We start from the raw sequence: 17817 nt of genomic DNA, 5'->3' as shown, positions 1-17817 counted from the left end.
GCCACCACCGCCAACTCACCCACCGACAACAAACCCACCGACGACACCCGCGCCGACGGATCCCCCACCAACCCCTCCAACAACCGCACGAACCGACCCGCAAACCCCTCCACCGACACCCGATCGAACAACGCCGAGGCAAACTCCACCTGCCCCCGCAACCCACCACCCACGGTGTGCTGGACGAACAGCGTCAGGTCGGTCTTGGCGACCCGCCACCCCGCGGCGAGCGCCGCGAGGTCCGCGTCGTCCAGGGCGGTGCCGGTGGCACCCTCGTCCTGGAAGTCGAAGGCGACCTGGTGGAGCGGGGTGCGCGAGGTGTCGCGCTCGGGGCTCAGCTCCTCGACCAGGCGCTCGAACGGCAGGTCCTGGTGGGCGAGGGCGGCCAGCGAGGTCTCCCGGACGCGGTCCAGCAGTTCCTCGAAGGTCGGGTCGCCGGCGAGGTCGCAGCGGAGCACCAGGTTGTTGAGGAAGCAGCCCACCACGTCGGCGGCCTCGGAGCGGCTGCGCCCGAGGACGGGGGTGCCGACCGCGATGTCCTCCCGGCCGGTGTGCCGGGCGAGCGCCACCGCGTAGGCGGCCAGCAGGGTCATGAACGGGGTGGTCCCGCGTCGGCGGCTGAGGGCGCGCAGGCGGCCGGTGAGGTCCTCCGGCACGCTGAACTCGACCACACCGCCGCGGGAGTCGCGCACGGCCGGCCGGGGCCGGTCGGCGGGCAGCTCCAGCGGCTCCAGCCCGGCCAGCCGCTCCCGCCAGAAGTCCAGTTGCGGCCGGACCAGCTCCGGGGTCAGCCGCTGGTTCTGCCAGGCGGCGAAGTCCGCGTACTGGACGGTTTGTTCGGCCGGCTCGCGGCCGGCGCAGAGGTCCAGCAGATCGCGTTCCAGCACGACCGAGCTCCGGCCGTCCGAGGCGATGTGGTGGATCGTCACCACCAGGAGCGGGTCCTGTCCGGCCGGCTTCAGCAGCAGGGCGCGCCAGACCGGGCCGTGCTCCAGGTCGAACCCCTCGGCCAGCCGCTCGGCGAGCAGGGCCGCGACGCCGTCCGCTCCGGTCTCCCGGACGGTCAGCGGGGCCTCGGCCGGCAGGTCGGCCAGTTGGCGGGGCTCGCCGTCCACGGTGAGGTAGCGGGTGCGCAGGATCTCGTGCCGGCCGGCGAGCGCGGACAGGGCGGCGCGCAGCCGCTCCTCGGTGACGCCGGCGGGCAGCCGCACCAGCAGCGGGGTGACCCACTCGGAGCTGCCCGGGTCCATCCGGTCGAGGAACCAGAAGCGCTGCTGGGCGGGCGAGAGCGGCAGCGGCCCGGTGCGGGGCACCGGGGTGATCGCAGTGTGCCGGCCGCCGTCGGGGGCGAGCAGGAGGGCCTGCCGGCGCACGGTCGTGGCGGTGAAGAGCTCGCGCAGGTCGATCTCGCGCTCCGAGCGCTCCCGCAGCAGGGCCAGCAGCCGGGTGAACAGGATGGAGGAGCCGCCGAGTTGGAAGAAGTCGTCGTCGCGGCCGATCGCCTCGGCGGGCAGCAGCGCGGCCCAGGCCTCGGCGACGGCCCGCTCGGCCGCTCCGGCCGGGAGGACGAACGCGGGCCGGGCGATGTCGGCGGCGGCCTCGGCGGCCAGTGCCCGGCGGTCGGTCTTGCCGCTGGGAGTGAGCGGGAACTGCTCGACGCTGCGGTACAGCGCGGGGACCATGGCCTCGGGCAGCCGGTCGCGCAGGAAGGTCCGCAGCTCGGCCGACGTGATCCGCTCGGCCTGCGGCCGGACGTGGGCGACCAGGCGGACGGCGCCGTCCGGGCCGGTGGCGACGGTGACGGCGGCCGCGTGCAGGCCGGGGTGGGTGGCGAGGGCCGCCTCGATCTCGCCGGGCTCGATCCGGACGCCGTTGACCTTGGTCTGCTGGTCGAGCCGGCCCAGGTACTCCAGGGTCCGGTCGGCGCGCCAGCGCACCAGGTCGCCGGTGCGGTACAGCCGGCCGCCGGGCGGGCCGTACGGGTCCGGGACGAAGCGCTCGGCGGTCAGGTCGGGACGGTTCAGGTAGCCCAGGGCGACGCCGGGGCCGCCCGCGTACAGCTCGCCGGGGACGCCGATCGGCACCGGCTCACCGGCGGTGTCCAGCACCAGCACCCGCATGCCCTCGATCGGCCGGCCGATCGGCACCGGGCCGTCCGCCTGGTCGAGGTCGACCTCCTGGGCGGTGACGTCGATCGAGCACTCGGTGGGGCCGTAGGTGTTCCAGACGCCGTCGGTCAGCCCGGCGGGGAGCTTGCGGAGCAGTTCGGCGCGCAGCGGCTCGCCGGCGCAGAACAGCAGCCGCAGCGAGTCGAGGCGTTCCCACCCGGGCTGCTCGGTGAGCAGCCGCAGCACCGAGGGGACGACCTGGAGCACGGTGATCCGCTGCTCGGCGACGGTGGCGACCATCAGCGCGGGGTCGCGTTCGGTGCCGGGCGGCGCCATCACCACGGTCGCCCCGCTGACCAGCGGCGCGAAGATCTCCCAGCCCGCCGCGTCGAAGCTGAGTGTCGTCTTCTGCAGGATCCGGTCGCCCGGGCCGAGCCCGTGGCGGCGGACCGTCCAGCCGACCCGGTTGGCGATGCCCTCGTGCGGCACCACCACGCCCTTGGGGCGGCCGGTCGAGCCGGAGGTGAAGATGACGTAGGCGGCGTCGAGCGGCTCGACGGGGAACGGCGCGACCGGGGTGGCGTCGCCGTCGGTCGGCCAGTCCTCGTCCAGGCAGCCGGCCGGGGCGTCCTGCGGCAGGACGGCCCGGGTGGCCCGGTCGGTCAGGACCAGCGGCGCCGCGGTGGCCTCCAGCAGCCAGGCCAGCCGCTCGCGGGGGTGGGCGGGGTCGAGCGGGACGTACGTCGCGCCGACCCGCCAGACGGCGAGCAGCGCGCTCACCACGTCGGCGCCGCGCGGCAGGCACACGGCGACCAGCGCGCCGGCGCCGATCCCGCGCGCGGCGAGGCGGGCCGCGAGGGCGTCCGCCCTCCAGTCGAGGGTGCGGTAGTCGATCCGCTCGTCGGCGGTCTCGACGGCGATCGCATCGGGGGTGCGGCGGGCCTGCTCGGCGAACAGGCCGGGCAGCGCGTGCCCGGCCGAGGGCCGGGCCGCGGTCGACTTCTGGGGCCTCAGCTGGGATGTCACCACTACTCCTGGGCTCTGTGCGCGGATGCTCGATCGCCTCGCGGCGGGTGGTTCGTCGCCCGCAGAAGGGAGTTCGCAGGCGGGAGTTCTGATGCGGAGCTCGACGGCGGAGCTCGACGGCTGGGTTCGAGGACGGAGTTCGACGGCGGACTTCGACGGCGGGGCCCCAGGCCGGCGGACCGGCCCGGGGCCCGGGGGGCGGGCTCGTCCGCGGTCAGACCGCGCCGGCCTGCTCCATCCGGCGGCGCAGGCTCAGCGGCCGCATGTCCGTCCAGACCTCCTCGATCCGGGCCAGGCACTCGGCCCGGGTGCCCTCGGTGCCCTCGCGGTACCAGCCGGCCGGCACCTCGCGCTCGGCCCACCAGATCGAGTACTGCTCCTCGTCGTTGTGCACCACGAGGTGGACCCGGTCGTTCGCTTCGTCGGCCATCGTGGCCTCCTCTCGTCGCGGCGGCCCGCCGGCCGCCGGTGTCGGACTGCTGTCGGTGGGTCAGTCGTGCTGGGGCAGGAAGCCGTCCACGGTCAGGCCGAGGCCCTGGCGGCGGGCCTCGTGCCGGACGAAGTCGGCGAGCGCGAGGTCGAGCACGCCCAGGCCGAACGGCGAGAACACCACGGTCTGCTCGCGGTCCCGGACGAACGGGGCGGCGTCCGGGCCGATCAGGGCGCCGATCTCCGCCTCGATGAACTCCCGGTTCCCGACGCGCTGTTCGGTGAGGTGCAGCGAGGTGCGCTCCCGGCACACGTGGTCCGCGTCGTCGACGACGTTGCGACTGCCCAGGACGGTCTCCGGGTGCAGGTCGCGCAGCGAGACGTGCAGGACGGTGGAGCCGGCCGGCACGTCGGCCGGGTCGACGTACGGTTCGCCGGCCGTGGTGGCGAAGGAGACCAGGCCGTGCGCGGCGAGTGCGGCCGGCAGGCTGTCCTCCCGGCCGACCTTGAGGCCGGTCTCGTCGGCGGTGACCCGGGCGAACCGCTCGGCCCGCTCCGGGTCGCGGTCGTGGACGGTCACCTCGGCGAGGTCCGGCAGCCGGACGCGCAGGGCGGCCAGGACCTCGCCGTTGATCACCCCGGTGCCGACCAGGGTGACGCCGGTGGTGCCGGCGCCGCCGTCGGGCAGCAGCAGGCCCGCGGCGAGCGCGGCACTGGCCGCGGTGCGCCGGGCGGAGATCAGCGAGGCCTCGACGAGCGCCTCGGGGTGGCCGGTGGCCGGCGAGTTCAGCACCATGACGGCACTGGCCCGGGCCAGGCCGGCCGCGAGGTTCCCGGGGAACGAGGCGATCCACTTCATCCCGGCGACGGGCCGTTCCCCGCCCAGGTAGCCGGGCAGTCCGATGACCCGGTCGGCCGGCTGCTCCGGGAAGCGGAGGAAGACCGAGTGCGGCAACGAGGAACGGCCCTCGTGGTGCGCCCGGTAGGCCTCGGCGACCAGGTCGATCAGCTCGGCCGTCCGGCCGTCCAGGATCCGCCGGACGTCGTCGTGTCGAAGGATCAGCAAGGCTGTGGCACCCCTTCCCGGGATTCCTTCCACAGGTGGGTCACTTCCCCGAAGTGCTCGTGCACCCAGCTGTCGGAGTAGATGGTGTCCAGATAGCGGTCGCCGCCGTCCGGGAAGACCAGGACGCAGACCGCGTCGTCCGGCAGGGTCGGCGCCAGCTTGTCCAGGGCGGCGACGGTCGCTCCGGAGGAGCCGCCGCCGAGGATCGCCTCGCGCTGGCCGAGCCGTCGGCAGCCGACCACGCAGTCGAGGTCGCTCACGTGGACGACGTGGTCGGGTGCGGTCGGGTCGAGCAGCGGCGGGCGCACCGAGGCGCCGTGGCCCGGGATGAGCCGCCGGCGGCCGTCGCCGCGGCCGTACAGCACGCTGCCGACGGCGTCGACCGCGACCAGCCGGGTGTCCAGTCCCTGGTCGGCGATGTAGGCGCGGCAGCCGAGCAGGGTGCCGGTGGTGCTGGTGGGGCAGAACACGTAGTCCACCCGGCCGTCGAGCGCCTCGGCGATCTCCCGCATGGTCTCGTAGTGGGCGGACGGGTTGAGTGGGTTGGCGTACTGGTTCGGCGAGAACGCGTCGGGCAGGGCGGCGACCAGCTCGCGGACCCGGCGCAGGCGCATCGGCAGGTACTCGCCGGTGGCCGGGTCGGCCTCGGTGACCACCTCGACCTCGGCCTGCAGGGCGCGCAGGATCGCGAGGTTCTGCTCCGTCGTCTTGGCGTCCACGACGCAGATGAAGCGCAGGCCGTAGTAGCGGCAGACCTGCGCCAGCCCGATCGCCAGGTTGCCCGAACTCGATTCGACGACCACCGAACGCCCCGGCTGCAGTTCGCCGGAGGCCAGTTTGGCCCGCACCATGCTGTACGCGGAGCGGTCCTTGATGCTGCCACCCGGGTTGAAGCGCTCCAGCTTGGCGTGGACCCTGCCGCGAAACCCCGGGAGCAGGCGGTCCAGCTGTACCAGCGGAGTGTTCCCGATCGTGGAGAGAATCCCTCTGGGCCCAGATTCGGCCACGGTGTCCCCTTCGTGGGTTCGTACGAGGTCCGGGCGTGGTTCCGGGCCCCGGTGTCCGCCCCCGGCGTCTGCTCACGGGGGCGGCGCCGCGCGGCGACCGGGGGGCGGTTGTCCCGCCGCCACCGTCCGCACTCCCCCAGCCTCCGTCGCCGCGCTATACCCGACCTATAGGCCCCCGCGCGCCCGCGGCGACGCCCTGCGGGGGCACTCAACCCTGGCCGAGGACACTTAACCCTGGCCGAGGGCGAGCAGGTCGGCCAGGTCGGTGCGGTCGGCGAGCCGGATGTCGTCGATCCGGGTGTCCACGGCGGCCCGGTCGAGCAGCCGCCCGAAGTAGTCGGCGATCCGCTGCACGGTGGCGCGGTCGAGGAGGTCCCCGTCGTAGGCGAACACCGCCTTGAGCGCGCCACCGCTCTCCTCCAGCCGCACCACCAGGTCGAGTTGGCCCTCCTGCTGGCTGATCCCGATCCGGCTGATCCGCAGCCCGAGGTACTCGCGCTCCGGCCCGTACGGCGTGCCGGCCGGCACGTGGTCGAGCACCGGCAGCTGCCGGTCCGTGGTGATCATGGTGAGGGCGACCCGCAGCGGCGGGGTCACGGGGTGGCGGGCGTGCACCCGGGCCTCGCCGAGCTGGCGCCCGACCGACTGCACCGCGTCGCGCACGGTGGTGCCGGGGGTGAAGCGGGCCCGCAGCGGCACGGTGCTGGCGAAGTACCCGACGGCGTCGGCGCGTCGGCGCCGCTGCGACACCGGGACGCCGATCAGGAAGTCCCGGCGGCCGGTGTAGCGGTACAGGGCGGCCTGGAAGAGCCCGAGCAGGTAGCCGAACGGGATCGTGCCGGCCAGTGCCGCCCGCTCCCTGATCCCGGCGAACTCGCGCTCGGTGAGGTCGAGTTCGACGGTTCCGCCGCGGTATCCGGGCACCGCGGGGCGCGGGCGGTCCAGCGCCAGCCCGATCGGTTCGGAGCCCTCGCACACCGACCGCCAGTGCCTCTCGGCCCGCTCGGCGGCGGGGGTGCCCGGCAGCCCGCGCTCCTCGGCGACGTACGTCCGGTACGGGAAGGCGGCGGGCCGCGGCAGCGGGGCGCCGGTGGCGAGGAGTGCGTGGTGGTTCTCCAACAGCTCGCGCAGCATCACGTGTTGGGAGGCGTAGTCGCTGATCATGTGGTGCGCGGTGAGGACCAGCGCGGCCTCCTGCCCGGGACGGCGCAGCACCGTCACCCGGACCATCGGCTCCTCGGCCGGTCCGAACCCCTCCCGGCAGCGGTCGCGGACGGCGGCGAGGAAGGCCGCCTCGCCCTCCTCGGGCAGGTCCTCGACGCGCAGGACCCGTCCGGTGTCGGGGGCGGGTGCGAACCGGGGCCGGCCGGCGTCCTCGACGACGACCGAGCCGAGCAGTTCGTGCCGGGCCACCAGGGCGTCGACGGCGGTGGCGAGCGCGTCGGTGCGCAGCTCGCCGCGGATCCGCAGCGCGACGGCGATGACGTAGGCGCTGCTCTGCGGGGCCACGCGGTGCGCGGTCCAGATCATCTGCTGGCCGGCCGACAACGGCCGGTACTGCTGGTCGGCCGGCAACGGCCGGTCCTGCTGGTCGGGCGACATGGACGGGCTCCCAGGGGCCGGTCACCGGGCCCACGCTCCGGGGTCCGGGCGGGCCACCCGGTGGGATTCGGACCACCGTCCGGCACCCGGCTATAGCGCGCCCATATCGGCTCCCCGTCACCGGCCGGCGACGCCCGTCCGTCCGGCCCCGGAAACGCCGAACCGTGGTTGCGGCCTCTCCGGAGAGGCCGCAACCACGGAGTTCACGGGGTGCTCAGCCGGCGGAGTCCACCAGGCTGAGCGGGGCGGGGTCCTGGGCGACCGACCCGGGACCGCCGGTCAGCCGGGACAGCCGGCCCGGCCACCAGAACTTCCGGCCGGTGTCGATCGCCAGCGCCGGGACGAGCACCGAGCGGACCAGGAAGGTGTCGATCAGGACGCCGAGCGCCACCATGGTGCCGATCTCGATGAACGCCGTCTGCGGGGAGGCGGTGAGCGCACCGAAGGTGGCCACCAGGACGGCGCCGGCGCTGGTGATCACCCCGCCGGTGGCGGACAGGCCGCGGCGGATGCCGTCGGCGTGCCCGAGCGCGCCGACCTCCTCCCGGATCCGGTGCAGCAGGAAGATGTTGTAGTCCACCCCGAGGGCGACCAGGAACAGGAAGGCCATCAGCATGACCTGGATGTCCACGGCCGGGAAGTGGAACACCTTGTCGAACAGCTGCCAGCTGATGCCGAGCGCGGCGAAGTAGGACAGCACCACGGTGAGCATCAGCAGCACCGGGGCGACCAGTGCGCGCAGCAGCACGATCAGGATCAGGAAGACCACGGCCAGCACCAGCGGGATGACCAGCTTGCGGTCGTGGGCCTGCGCGATCTCCTTGTCCTGCTCGATGGCGGTGGGGCCGCCGATCAGGGCGTTGGAACCGGGCACCGCGTGGGCCGCGGTGCGGATCCGCTCCACGGCGGCGACGGCGGCCGGGCTGTCGGCGGCGTCCTTGAGGACGGCCCGGACCATGGTCTGGGAGCCGTCGTTGGAGGCCTTCGGCGCGCTGACCTCGGCCACCCCGTCGACGCCCTTGACCGCGGCGGCGACCGCGGTGGCCGCCCCGGTGTCGGAGATGACGATGACGGGCTTGGTCCGGCCGGCCGGGAAGTGCGCGGCCAGCAGTTCCTGGCCGGCCACCGAGCCCGGCTTGCCGGTGACCACGTGGGCGTCGTCCAGACCGGTCTTGATGCCGACCGAGCCGAACGCCACCACGCCGAGCAGCAGCGCGGAGGTCAGCCAGACCGTCCGGGGCCGACGGCTGATCCGGGTGCCGATGCGGTCCCAGACCGTGCCGTTGCGGGCGGCCTTGGCGCGCCGGCCGGTCAGCGGTGCCCCGGGGCGCGGGATCGCCGGCCAGAAGATCCAGCGGCCGAGGATCACCAGCAGCGCCGGCAGCAGCGTGGTCATCGCGATGAAGCCGCAGATCACGGCGAGCGTGCCGGCCGGTCCGAAGGTGTAGTTGAAGCCCATGTCGGCGGCGAGCAGGCAGAGCAGGGCGATGGCGACGGTCGCCGCGGAGGCGCCGATCGCCGGGACGGAACGGCGCAGCGCGATCTTCATCGCGACGTGCCGGTCCTCGTGCTCGTACAGTTCCTCGCGGTACCGGGCGAGCAGCAGCATCGCGTAGTCGGTCCCGACGCCGAACAGCAGCGCGGTGACCACGATGCCGTTGCCGGAGTCCACCGTGACGCCGGTGACCTCGGCCATCACGTAGGTGAGGCCGCGGGACAGCGCGAAGGCGAAGCCGACGGTCAGCAGCGGGAGCAGCCAGAGCGAGGGGCTGCGGTAGGTGTAGAGCAGCAGGCCGGCCACGACGACGATGGTGACCAGGGTCAGCACGTGTCCGGTCGACTTGGCCGCGTCCGCGGCGTCCAGCGAGGACCCGGCCGGGCCGGTGAGCTTGGCGGTCAGCCCGTCCGGCAGGTTGCCGGTGGCCTGGTCGCGGACCTTCTCCGCGTCCACGGGCAGCTTGGTGGTGTTGCTGTCGAGCGGGACGACGACGCTGAGCGCCCTGCCGTCGGAGGAGGTGGAGACGGCCTGCACCGGTCCGACCGCCCAGTCCCCGAAGGCCTTGCGGTCGGCCTCCGCCTTGGCCTTGTCGGCCTCGGTGACACCGGAGTCACGGACGTAGACCACGATGCCGTTGGAGATCTTGGCGTCGGGGAAGTTGTCGGCGGCGTTGGCCGCGTTGGTGGACTCGGCCCCGCGGGCGAGTTCGACGGTGACGCTGTTCTTCTCGACACCGGAGAGCTTGGCGCCCAGCGGTACCGAAACGACGGTGGCGATGATCCAGGCGACCAGCACCAGCCATTTGCCCACCCGGCTCCCCGGTAACCCGAGGAATCCGCCGCCGGACTTGCTGGATCCCGACATGGGATGTTCTCCTCATCTGTGGAGGCGTGCAATTCGATGAAGCCACGTCGATTCGGCGTGGTGCTGCGACTTCCGCTGCCGGGTCGCCCAGTTGCCGCTGGACGGCCCGGTGTTCCCTTTCCGGGAACGCACGGGGATCAGTTGTTCGGACGGTCCGGTCCGGGTTCGTCCGGTATCCCGCCGGTTGCGGGCTGCGCCGGGAAGGCGAAGAACCGGGTGAGCACCGCGCGGGCGCCCGGCGGGGTTTCCGACTCGGGGCGCTTGTAGCGGTAGAGCAGTTTGATGTACTCCTCGAAGAACTCCAGGAGTTCGTCGTAGGTGACCTTGATCTGCCCCCGGGAGATGGGCAGTCCTTCTCCCCAGGGCCCGTCCTCCGATCCGGCCTCCAGTTGGAGCCTGGCGAAGTGCTCCAGGTCGAAGGCCAGGTCGAGCCTGGTCATCTCGTCGATGACGGCACGCATCTCCGGACTCTGGTCGACCCGGCGGGGGATCCGCAGATCCACCGGCGCCGTGCGCCACCAGCGTTCCCGGCCCTTGGAGAGTTCCGGGACCTCTTCGATGAAGCCGTGCTGAGCCATCTGTCGAAGGTGGTAACTGGTCAGGCCGCTGCTTTCGCCGAGGGCCTTGGCCAGCGTGGTTGAGGTGGCCGGCCCGGACCTGAGCTGCTGCACGATCCGGTTCCGCAGCGGGTGCGCCAACAGGCGTAGTGCCTCGATGTCGGTGACCTCACGTGTGACCGGCTTCGCATCGCGATCGACCATGCCACCACTGTAGGGGTTGCAAAATCTCCTTGCAAGTCTTCTTTGCAAGGAGATTTTGCTTGCTCCCAAGGGAGTTGACTCACCGTCCGGTCGGCAGGGCGGCCAACTCGGCCGCCACGTCGTACTTCTGCACCCAGGACACGTCCGCCACCAGCGCGGACATCGCACCACCGGCCCCGCCGGGACCACTCGCGCCACCGGCGCCTCCGGGGCGGTCCGGACCGCCCGGACCGCCCGAGCCGCCCGAGCCGCCCGGACCGCCCGGGCCTCCGGCGGGCGGCGCCAGCCGCTGCGAGCCGCCCGCCAACGAGCCCGCGCGCACCCGCGAGGTGTGGTCGAGCCGCAGCCGCTCGTACCGCTGCAGCGCCTCCGCCAGCCCCTCCGGGCCGGGCGCGCGGTCGGCCAGCACGGCGGCCAGCGCGACGGCGTCCTCGATCGCCTGGCTGGCGCCCTGGCCGTGGTGCGGCAGCATCGGGTGGGCGGCGTCGCCGAGCAGCGTGGTGCGCGGCGTGCTCCAGCCGGGCAGCGGCTCCCGGTCGTACAGCGTCCAGTGCCACGTCTCCGTCGCCGCGGCCAGCAGGGCGGTCGCGGCCGGGTCCCAGCCCGCGAACGCGTCGAGCAGTGCCCCGCGGTCGCCGGGCCGGCTCCAGGACTCCGCGCTGCCGCCGGTGTCCGGCAGCACGGCGACGAAGGAGATCTGCCGCCCGCCGTCCACCGGCTGGGCCATCAGCCGGAGCTCGGCGCCCGCCCACACGTACATGGTGTCCGGGGCGACCTCCGGGACGAGCCCGGCCGGGACGACGCCGCGCACCGCGGCCGTCCCCGAGAAGACCGGCTCGTCCGGGTGGCCCAGGGCCCGGCGGACCACCGAGTGCACCCCGTCCGCACCGACCAGCAGATCGGCCCGCGCGGCCGTTCCGTCGGCGAACTCCAGTCGCACGCCGTCCGCCGCTTCGGTGAACCCGACCAGCCGCCGGCCGGTCCGGATCGCCCCGGCCGGCACCTGCTCCGCCAGCAGGGCGTGCAGGTGGGCGCGGTGCACCGTGTAGTGCGGGGCACCGAACTCGGCCTCCCAGGAGTCGCCCATCGGCTGCCTGGTCAGCACCTTCGCCCCGTTGAACAGCCGCACCTCCAGCGCCTCCGGCCGCACCGCGATCGCGCGCAGCCGGTCGGCGAGCCCGAAGCGGTGCAGCAGCCGGCTGCCGTTCGGGGCCAGGTGCAGGCCGGCGCCCACCTCCCGCAGCGCGGGCGCCTGTTCGAAGACTTCGACCCGAACTCCCGTGCGGTGCAGCGCGGTTGCGGCAGCAAGCCCGCCGATGCCGGCCCCGACCACCGCGACCCGCAGGTCCTCCTCGGCCATCGGCCGATCCCCTTTCGCTCCGCCCGGCAGTCCGCCGGGCCCGTTCTCGTCCACGGACAGGAAAAAGGGCCGCCCGGACGGCCGGCCCCGAAATGCGCCGCACCTACCGCCGGGCCGGCACCGGAATTCCGCCGCCGCACGGCAGCCGCCGGGACAGGTATCCCAGCAGATCGCTCCGGTGCGTTTCCGGATAGAAGTGGTCCCCGGCGAACAACCGGTGCTCGAATCCGGCCGAGGTCAGTTCGGCCCAGGTCCGGATGCCGGCCAGGTCGCAGCGCGGGTCACTGATGCCGACGCATCCGGCGACCGGCACGTCCAGCACCGCCCGGTCCGGGCGGTAGGTCCGCAGGACCCGGTAGTCGGCCCGCAGGGCGGGCATCAGCAGCTCGCGCAGGGCCGGCTCGGCGAAGGCGTCCAGCCGGTGGCCCGAGACCTCCCGCAGGGAGGCCAGGATCTCCTCGTCACCGTCGCCCGGGAAGTCCCCGGGGACCACCCGGTGCGGGGCGACCCGCCCCGATGCCACCAGCAACTCCGGCTGCAGCACCGGCAGTTCGGCCAGCCGTCGGGCCACCTCGTAGGCCACCGCCGAGCCCATGCTGTGGCCGAACAGCGCGTACGGCCGGTCCAGCCAGGGCAGCAGTGCGGCCACCGACCGGTCGGCCAGCTCGTCCATCGAACCGACCGGCGGCTCGGCCAGCCGGTCCTGCCGCCCGGGGTGGCACGCGGCGAGCACCGCCACCCCGGACGGCAGGCCGGACTGCCAGTCGGCGAAGGCGGCGGAACCGGCCCCGGCGTGCGGGAAGCACACCAGGCGCAGCGCCGGGGGCTCGACCCCCGGGCGGTGCCGGAACCAGGACGCGTCGCCGGAATTCTTCGGATCAGCCATTTCCCGTCCTCCTCCATCCGGCCGTAGCATAACCGGCGGGAATTCCCCGGGGCGAACGATTCCGACGTATCGAATTAATATAGCCGGACCTTGGAGAATGCCTGCGGGAGCCACGCGACCCGGACTTCCCCGGCGCATTCCATGGAATATTCCGGAGGCACTCCGCGGGCGTTTCCGGGGCTGCCCGGGGAACCCTCCGGGAACGCGCCGGGAACGCTCCGCGGGCCGCTCCGGGGCCGCCGCCGGCCGCACCTCCGGGGCCCCGGCCGGACGCCCCCGCGCTCCGGTGTGCCGCTTCCGGAACCATCGGGGTGTAGTTACCTACACCGGTGGACTCGGGGGTAAGACCCACTGCACCGGGCCGCCCGCGCGGCCAGACTTGAGGCCACGGAGCCAACGGGCTCCCGAATGGGGAGAGTTCATCATGGTGGACCAGACGTCAACCGTCCGGAGGGCAGGGTTCCCGGGCGCCCTGAGCGGCAGCCGGCTGCGGCTCGACTTCAAGGCACCGCTGCGCGGGCTGCGCCTCTTCGCGCTGAAGATCCCGGCACTGGTGCTGTTCGCCCTCTCACTGGCCTCGATCGGCTACCTCCTCCTCGGGGTGGGCGTCCTGCTGCTCCCGGCCGCCACGGCCGGGCTGCGCCGGGTCGCCGACGCCGCCCGGCGCCTCAACGGCCGGTGGGCGGGCGTCGAGATCGCCCGGCCGTACGCACCGAGGCCCGAGTTCAGCGCCGGCCCGGTGGGCTGGGTGGAGCGCGTCCGCTGGATCCTGACGGACCGTGCGACCTGGCGGGACCTCGCCTGGGCGGTCACCGACCCGGTGGTCGGCGGTGTCGCGGCCCTGCTGCCCGCCGCGCTGATCGCGTACGGGATCGAGGGCGTGCTGCTGCCGCTCCTGTGGCACCCGCTCACCTCGGCCGGGTACGAGGACTGGTACGCCCTGGTGATCCACGTGCACGGCAGCTTCGGGATCGGCGCCCTGTTCGCCGTCCCGATCGGCCTGGCGTCCATCGCCCTCGGCCTGACCACCGGCCCGGCCCTGCTGCAGCTGCACGGCCGCTGGACGGCCGCGCTGCTGGCCCCCAGCGCCGAGGCCATCCTCGGGCAGCGGGTCGAACAACTCGCCGCCACCCGCACGGAGGTGGTGGACAGTCAGGCCGCCGAGCTGCGCCGGATCGAGCGCGACCTGCACGACGGCGCCCAGGCCAGGCTGGTCGCGATGGGCATGCGGATCGGGGCCGCCGAGCAGCTGCTGTCGAGCGACCCGGAGGCGGCCCGCCGCCTGCTCGCCGAGGTCAAGGACTCCTCGTCCAAGGCGCTGAGCGAGCTGCGCAACCTGGTCCGCGGCATCCACCCGCCGGTGCTCTGCGACCGCGGCCTGTCGGAGGCGGTGCGCGCCCTGGCCCTGGACAGCCCGCTGATCGTCGAGGTGGTCTCGGACGTGCCCGGCCGGGTGTCGCTGCCGGTCGAGTCCGCCGCCTACTTCGCGGTCTCCGAGCTCCTGACGAACGCCACCCGGCACTCCGGGGCCGCCCGGGTCTGGATCGACCTCGCGCACAGCGACAACCTGCTGCGGATCTCCGTCAGCGACGACGGCCACGGCGGGGTGGACCCGGACAAGGGCAGCGGACTGCGCGGAATCGAGCGCCGACTGGCCGCCTTTGATGGCATCCTCACCCTGAGCAGCCCCGAGTCCGGTCCGACCATGGCGATTCTGGAGATCCCGTGCGTGTTGTCATCGCCGAAGACCTCGTCCTCCTGAGGGAGGGGTTCGTCGCCATCCTGGAAGCCGCCGGCCTGGAAGTGGTGGCGGCGGTCAGCACCGGGCCGGACCTCCTGGAGGCCCTGCTCACCCAGCGGCCGGACGTCGCGGTGGTCGACGTCCGGCTGCCCCCCACCTTCACCGACGAGGGTCTGCGGGCCGCCATCGCGGCCCGCAAGGAGATCCCCGGGCTTCCGGTGCTGGTGCTCTCCCAGTACGTCGAACAGCTCTACGCCCGCGAGCTCCTGGCGGACAACAGCGGCGGCGTCGGGTACCTGCTGAAGGACCGCGTCTTCGACGTCGCCCAGTTCATGGACGCGCTGCACCGGGTCGCCGGCGGCGGCACCGCGCTGGACCCGGACGTCATCTCCAAACTGCTCTCCGGCGGGCGGCAGTCCAGCGCCCTGGCCCGGCTCACCCCGCGCGAGCGGGAGGTGCTGGCCCTGATGGCCGAGGGGCGCTCCAACGCGGCGATCGCCCAACGCCTGGTGGTCAGCGGACGGGCCGTCAGCAAGCACACCGCGAGCATCTTCGCCCGGCTCGACCTCCCCGAGGACGACGACGACAACCGCCGGGTGCTGGCCGTCCTCGCCTACCTCAACGGCTGACCACCGCCCCGGCCCGGCCCCCACCCGCCGCGCGCCCGGCGCCCGCCCGCCCGCCCCGCCCCGCCGCACCGCACCCCGCCCGTCCGGCGGCGGCCCGCACACGGCGAAATGGAAGCGATACAGATCCAAAAAGCGAGCTTCCTAGCCTGGGCGCCGATGGCGACAGAACGGGGGTAGCTCGATGGAGTTCAGTGTTCTCGGCCTGGTCTCGGTGAAGGACGCCCGCGGGGCGGAGGTGGGGCTCGACGGTGCCAAGCAACGCACGGTGCTGGCGGCCCTGCTACTGGCCCGCGGCCGGGTGGTGACGGACGCCCGACTCAGCACACTGCTCTGGGACTGGAATCCGCCGGCCACCATGAGCGCGCAGATCTACACCTACATCTCCCGGCTGCGCAAGCGGCTCGGTCCCCGGGTGCGGCTCTCCCGCCAGGGCCCCGGCTACCAACTGGACATCGGCGACACCCGGTTCGACCTGGTCGAGTTCGAGCGGCTCGCACGGCAGGCCCGGTCCGCCCTGGCGGCGTCCCGGTTCGACGCCGCCGCACGGGACTTCGAATCCGCACTCGCCCTCTGGCAGGGGCCGGCGCTCGGCAACGTCACCGAGGCCCTCGCCCAACTGGAGGTCCCCGGACTGGAGGAGGCCCGGACGGCCGCGCTGGAGGGCCGGGTCGAAGCCGACCTGGCGCTCGGCCGGCACCAGCGGCTCGTCCCCGAGCTGACCTCGCTGGTCACCGAACTCCCCCTGCGGGAAAGGCTGCGGGCCCAGCTGATGACCGCGCTCTACCGCTCCGGCCGGCGGGCCGACGCACTCGCCGCCTACCAGCAGGGCCGGCGCATCCTCGCCCACGAGATCGGCGTGGACCCGGGGCCCGAGCTGACCGCCGTCCACCAGGCGGTGCTGACCGACAGCCCGGAACTCCTCACCGGGCCCGGCGGGCCGCAACCGCCCGGCGCCCGGCCGGCCAGGACGGCCGGTCCCGAGCACGTCCGGGGCCGGGAGAACCTGCTCGCGCTGGTGCACTCCACCCTCCCGGTGCGCGGCGAGGACGTCCTCGCCGCCATGGTCCGGGCCGGACTGCTGAAGGTCCGCGAGCCCGGCCACGACGGATCGCCCCGCTACTGGGTGGGCGAGCCCTCGCTCCTGGTCCCGCACGACGCCGCGCAGTGCCCGGCCTGCGCCCTGCGAGCGGAGCCGTATATGGAGTCCGCATAGGAACCGGGGGGAGCCTTCCTCCCGCGGTGCACGCCGCCGGGACGGGGCACCACCCCGCCACGCGGCAGCCGCCCGACATCCTTCCGCTCCCACCGAAGAATCGAGGGACACCATGTCCGACACCGAAGTCACCGGCATCCTGGACGCCGAGCGCAAGGCCCTGGTCAAGTCGATCGTCTGCGACGTGCTGGAGGTCGAGCCGGCGGAGCTGGGCGAGGACGACGACTTCGTCGAGCAGCACGAGGCCGACTCGCTGGCCGGCCTGACCATCCTCGCCACGCTGGAGCGCGACCTCCACATCGAGCTGGCGCAGGAGGAACTGGAGCGGATGACCAACCTGGCCGGTGTCTACGCCGTCGTCGCCGACGCCGAGTCCCGGTGACCACCGTCGACCCGACCCGGGGGCGCAGAGTGGTGCTGACCGGCCTCGGCCTGGTCTCCGCCATCGGGATCGGCGTCGACGCGTTCGCCTCCGGCCTGCGGGCCGGGGCGAGCGGCGTCAAGCCCATCACCGCGTTCGACACCGCGGGCTTCGCGTACGCCAACGCCGGCGAGATCACCGACTTCGACCCGGCCGAGCACCTGCGCACCGTCCGCCCCGAGGACCTCGGCCGGGCCTCGCAGTTCTCGGCCGCCGCCGCCCGGATGGCCTTCGAGGACTCCGGGCTCGACCGCGAGAGGCTGCTGGCCGCCCGGACCGTGGTCGCCGTCGGCACCACCGACGGCGAGACCCGCGACCTCGACGCGCTGGTCGGCCGGCAGATCGCGGAGGGCCCGGAGCAGGTCGACCCGGTGCTGGCGCGCCGCGTCGGCAACGAGCAGCTCTCCGCCGGGATCGTCCGGGAGCTCGGGCTGGTCGACGTCGAGGCCGCGACCGTCCCGACCGCGTGCGCCGCCGGCAACTACGCCGTCGGCTACGGCTACGACGCGATCCGGCTCGGGGACGCCGACCTGGCCCTGTGCGGCGGCGCCGACGCGCTCTGCCGCAAGACCTTCGCGGGCTTCTACCGCCTGGGCACGATCGCCCCCGAGGTCTGCCGGCCGTTCGACGTGAACCGCCAGGGCATCCTCACCGGCGAGGGCGCCGGCATCCTGCTGATGGAGTCGCTGGACTCCGCGCTCGCCCGCGGCGCCCGGATCTACGCCGAGGTGCTCGGCTACGGCCTGACCTGCGACGCCCAGCACCCCGTCGCCCCGGACGAGGACAGCATCGCCCGGTGCATCCGGATCGCCCAGCGCAACGCGGGGGTGACCCCGGACCAGGTCGACTTCATCAGCGCGCACGGCACCGGCACCAAGGCCAACGACATCACCGAGTCCCGCGCGATCCGGCGGGTCTTCGGCGAACGGCCGCCCGCCACCGTCTCGATCAAGTCGATGATCGGGCACTCGATGGGCGCCGCGAGCGCGATCGCCGCCGCGGCCTGCGCCATCGCCCTCACCGAGCGCTTCATCCCGCCCACCATCAACCACGTCGAGACCGATCCGGAGATCGGCCTGGACGTGGTGCCGAACGTGGCCCGGCCGGCCGACCTGCGCGTGGTGCAGAACAACGCACTGGCCTTCGGCGGCAACAACGCCGTCCTGCTGCTGGGTGCGGCGCCCGCCGCCGCCTGACGGCACCCCG

14 protein-coding genes are annotated in these 17817 nt (G+C 73.8%); 5 read left to right on the top strand and 9 right to left on the bottom strand.

Translation table 11 applies throughout. The annotated features are described in order from the left end of the window. The 9 genes from ACIRST_RS36830 to ACIRST_RS36790 form a co-directional block, all read right to left on the bottom strand. Window positions 1–3134 (bottom strand): amino acid adenylation domain-containing protein (locus tag ACIRST_RS36830; protein WP_402808093.1); only part of this gene is annotated, 3134 nt, incomplete at its 3' end. Between the two features lie 214 nt (window positions 3135–3348). After that, complete coding sequence (locus ACIRST_RS36825; RefSeq protein ID WP_350526812.1) at window positions 3349–3564, bottom strand: MbtH family NRPS accessory protein; 216 nt, start codon at window positions 3562–3564, stop codon at window positions 3349–3351. A 60-nt stretch (window positions 3565–3624) separates the two neighbouring features. Next, complete coding sequence (sbnB, locus tag ACIRST_RS36820; protein ID WP_350526813.1) at window positions 3625–4629, bottom strand: 2,3-diaminopropionate biosynthesis protein SbnB; 1005 nt, start codon at window positions 4627–4629, stop codon at window positions 3625–3627. Further along, window positions 4623–5636 (bottom strand): 2,3-diaminopropionate biosynthesis protein SbnA, encoded by a 1014-nt coding sequence (sbnA, locus tag ACIRST_RS36815; protein ID WP_350526814.1) that lies wholly within the window; start codon window positions 5634–5636, stop codon window positions 4623–4625. The genes sbnB and sbnA overlap by 7 nt, the downstream gene beginning before the upstream one ends. Window positions 5637–5864: 228 nt before the next feature. Next, window positions 5865–7238: a condensation domain-containing protein gene (locus ACIRST_RS36810; protein ID WP_402808089.1), complete on the bottom strand. Its 1374-nt coding sequence runs from the start codon at window positions 7236–7238 to the stop codon at window positions 5865–5867. A 214-nt stretch (window positions 7239–7452) separates the two neighbouring features. Next, window positions 7453–9600, bottom strand: coding sequence for an MMPL family transporter (locus ACIRST_RS36805; RefSeq protein ID WP_350526350.1), 2148 nt, complete (start codon window positions 9598–9600; stop codon window positions 7453–7455). Between the two features lie 137 nt (window positions 9601–9737). Next, window positions 9738–10361 carry a helix-turn-helix domain-containing protein gene (locus ACIRST_RS36800; protein WP_350526349.1) on the bottom strand — a complete coding sequence of 208 codons (624 nt, stop codon included), beginning with the start codon at window positions 10359–10361 and terminating at the stop codon, window positions 9738–9740. A gap of 79 nt (window positions 10362–10440) precedes the next feature. Continuing rightward, window positions 10441–11721: an FAD-dependent monooxygenase gene (locus ACIRST_RS36795; RefSeq protein WP_402808086.1), complete on the bottom strand. Its 1281-nt coding sequence runs from the start codon at window positions 11719–11721 to the stop codon at window positions 10441–10443. A gap of 103 nt (window positions 11722–11824) precedes the next feature. Continuing rightward, a complete protein-coding gene (locus tag ACIRST_RS36790; protein ID WP_402808084.1) occupies window positions 11825–12607 on the bottom strand; it encodes a thioesterase II family protein in 783 nt (260 codons plus the stop codon). Window positions 12608–13031: 424 nt separating this feature from the next. On the opposite strand from ACIRST_RS36790, the gene ACIRST_RS36785 reads away from it, so the two are divergent. The 5 genes from ACIRST_RS36785 (at window position 13032) to ACIRST_RS36765 (ending at window position 17807) form a co-directional block, all read left to right on the top strand. Continuing rightward, window positions 13032–14369 carry a sensor histidine kinase gene (locus ACIRST_RS36785; RefSeq protein WP_402808082.1) on the top strand — a complete coding sequence of 446 codons (1338 nt, stop codon included), beginning with the start codon at window positions 13032–13034 and terminating at the stop codon, window positions 14367–14369. Then, window positions 14333–14977 (top strand): response regulator transcription factor, encoded by a 645-nt coding sequence (locus ACIRST_RS36780; protein ID WP_350526345.1) that lies wholly within the window; start codon window positions 14333–14335, stop codon window positions 14975–14977. Before ACIRST_RS36785 ends, ACIRST_RS36780 begins: the two co-directional genes overlap by 37 nt. 181 nt (window positions 14978–15158) lie before the next feature. After that, window positions 15159–16190, top strand: coding sequence for an AfsR/SARP family transcriptional regulator (locus tag ACIRST_RS36775; protein ID WP_350526344.1), 1032 nt, complete (start codon window positions 15159–15161; stop codon window positions 16188–16190). A gap of 112 nt (window positions 16191–16302) precedes the next feature. Continuing rightward, window positions 16303–16572, top strand: a complete 270-nt coding sequence (locus ACIRST_RS36770; protein WP_350526343.1) for an acyl carrier protein — start codon at window positions 16303–16305, stop codon at window positions 16570–16572. Then, window positions 16569–17807, top strand: coding sequence for a beta-ketoacyl-[acyl-carrier-protein] synthase family protein (locus tag ACIRST_RS36765; RefSeq protein WP_396552320.1), 1239 nt, complete (start codon window positions 16569–16571; stop codon window positions 17805–17807). The genes ACIRST_RS36770 and ACIRST_RS36765 overlap by 4 nt, the downstream gene beginning before the upstream one ends. The last annotated feature ends 10 nt before the right edge of the window (window positions 17808–17817 follow it).

Origin of the sequence: Kitasatospora sp. NPDC101447, assembly GCF_044767225.1 — a bacterium.
In the GTDB taxonomy this organism is placed as follows: Bacteria; Actinomycetota; Actinomycetes; order Streptomycetales; family Streptomycetaceae; genus Kitasatospora.
The sequence above is the reverse complement of the archived record's forward strand: the minus strand, read 5'-3'. Positions and strand labels throughout refer to the sequence as shown.

Bases quoted from the DNA above. Each gene is read 5' to 3' on its own strand.
- ACIRST_RS36825 (WP_350526812.1), bottom strand. From the start codon at position 3,564: ATGGCCGACGAAGCGAACGACCGGGTCCACCTCGTGGTGCACAACGAC.
- ACIRST_RS36810 (WP_402808089.1), bottom strand. From the start codon at position 7,238: ATGTCGCCCGACCAGCAGGACCGGCCGTTGCCGGCCGACCAGCAGTAC.
- ACIRST_RS36805 (WP_350526350.1), bottom strand. From the start codon at position 9,600: ATGTCGGGATCCAGCAAGTCCGGCGGCGGATTCCTCGGGTTACCGGGG.
- ACIRST_RS36800 (WP_350526349.1), bottom strand. From the start codon at position 10,361: ATGGTCGATCGCGATGCGAAGCCGGTCACACGTGAGGTCACCGACATC.
- ACIRST_RS36795 (WP_402808086.1), bottom strand. From the start codon at position 11,721: ATGGCCGAGGAGGACCTGCGGGTCGCGGTGGTCGGGGCCGGCATCGGC.
- ACIRST_RS36790 (WP_402808084.1), bottom strand. From the start codon at position 12,607: ATGGCTGATCCGAAGAATTCCGGCGACGCGTCCTGGTTCCGGCACCGC.
- ACIRST_RS36785 (WP_402808082.1), top strand. From the start codon at position 13,032: ATGGTGGACCAGACGTCAACCGTCCGGAGGGCAGGGTTCCCGGGCGCC.
- ACIRST_RS36775 (WP_350526344.1), top strand. From the start codon at position 15,159: ATGGAGTTCAGTGTTCTCGGCCTGGTCTCGGTGAAGGACGCCCGCGGG.
- ACIRST_RS36770 (WP_350526343.1), top strand. From the start codon at position 16,303: ATGTCCGACACCGAAGTCACCGGCATCCTGGACGCCGAGCGCAAGGCC.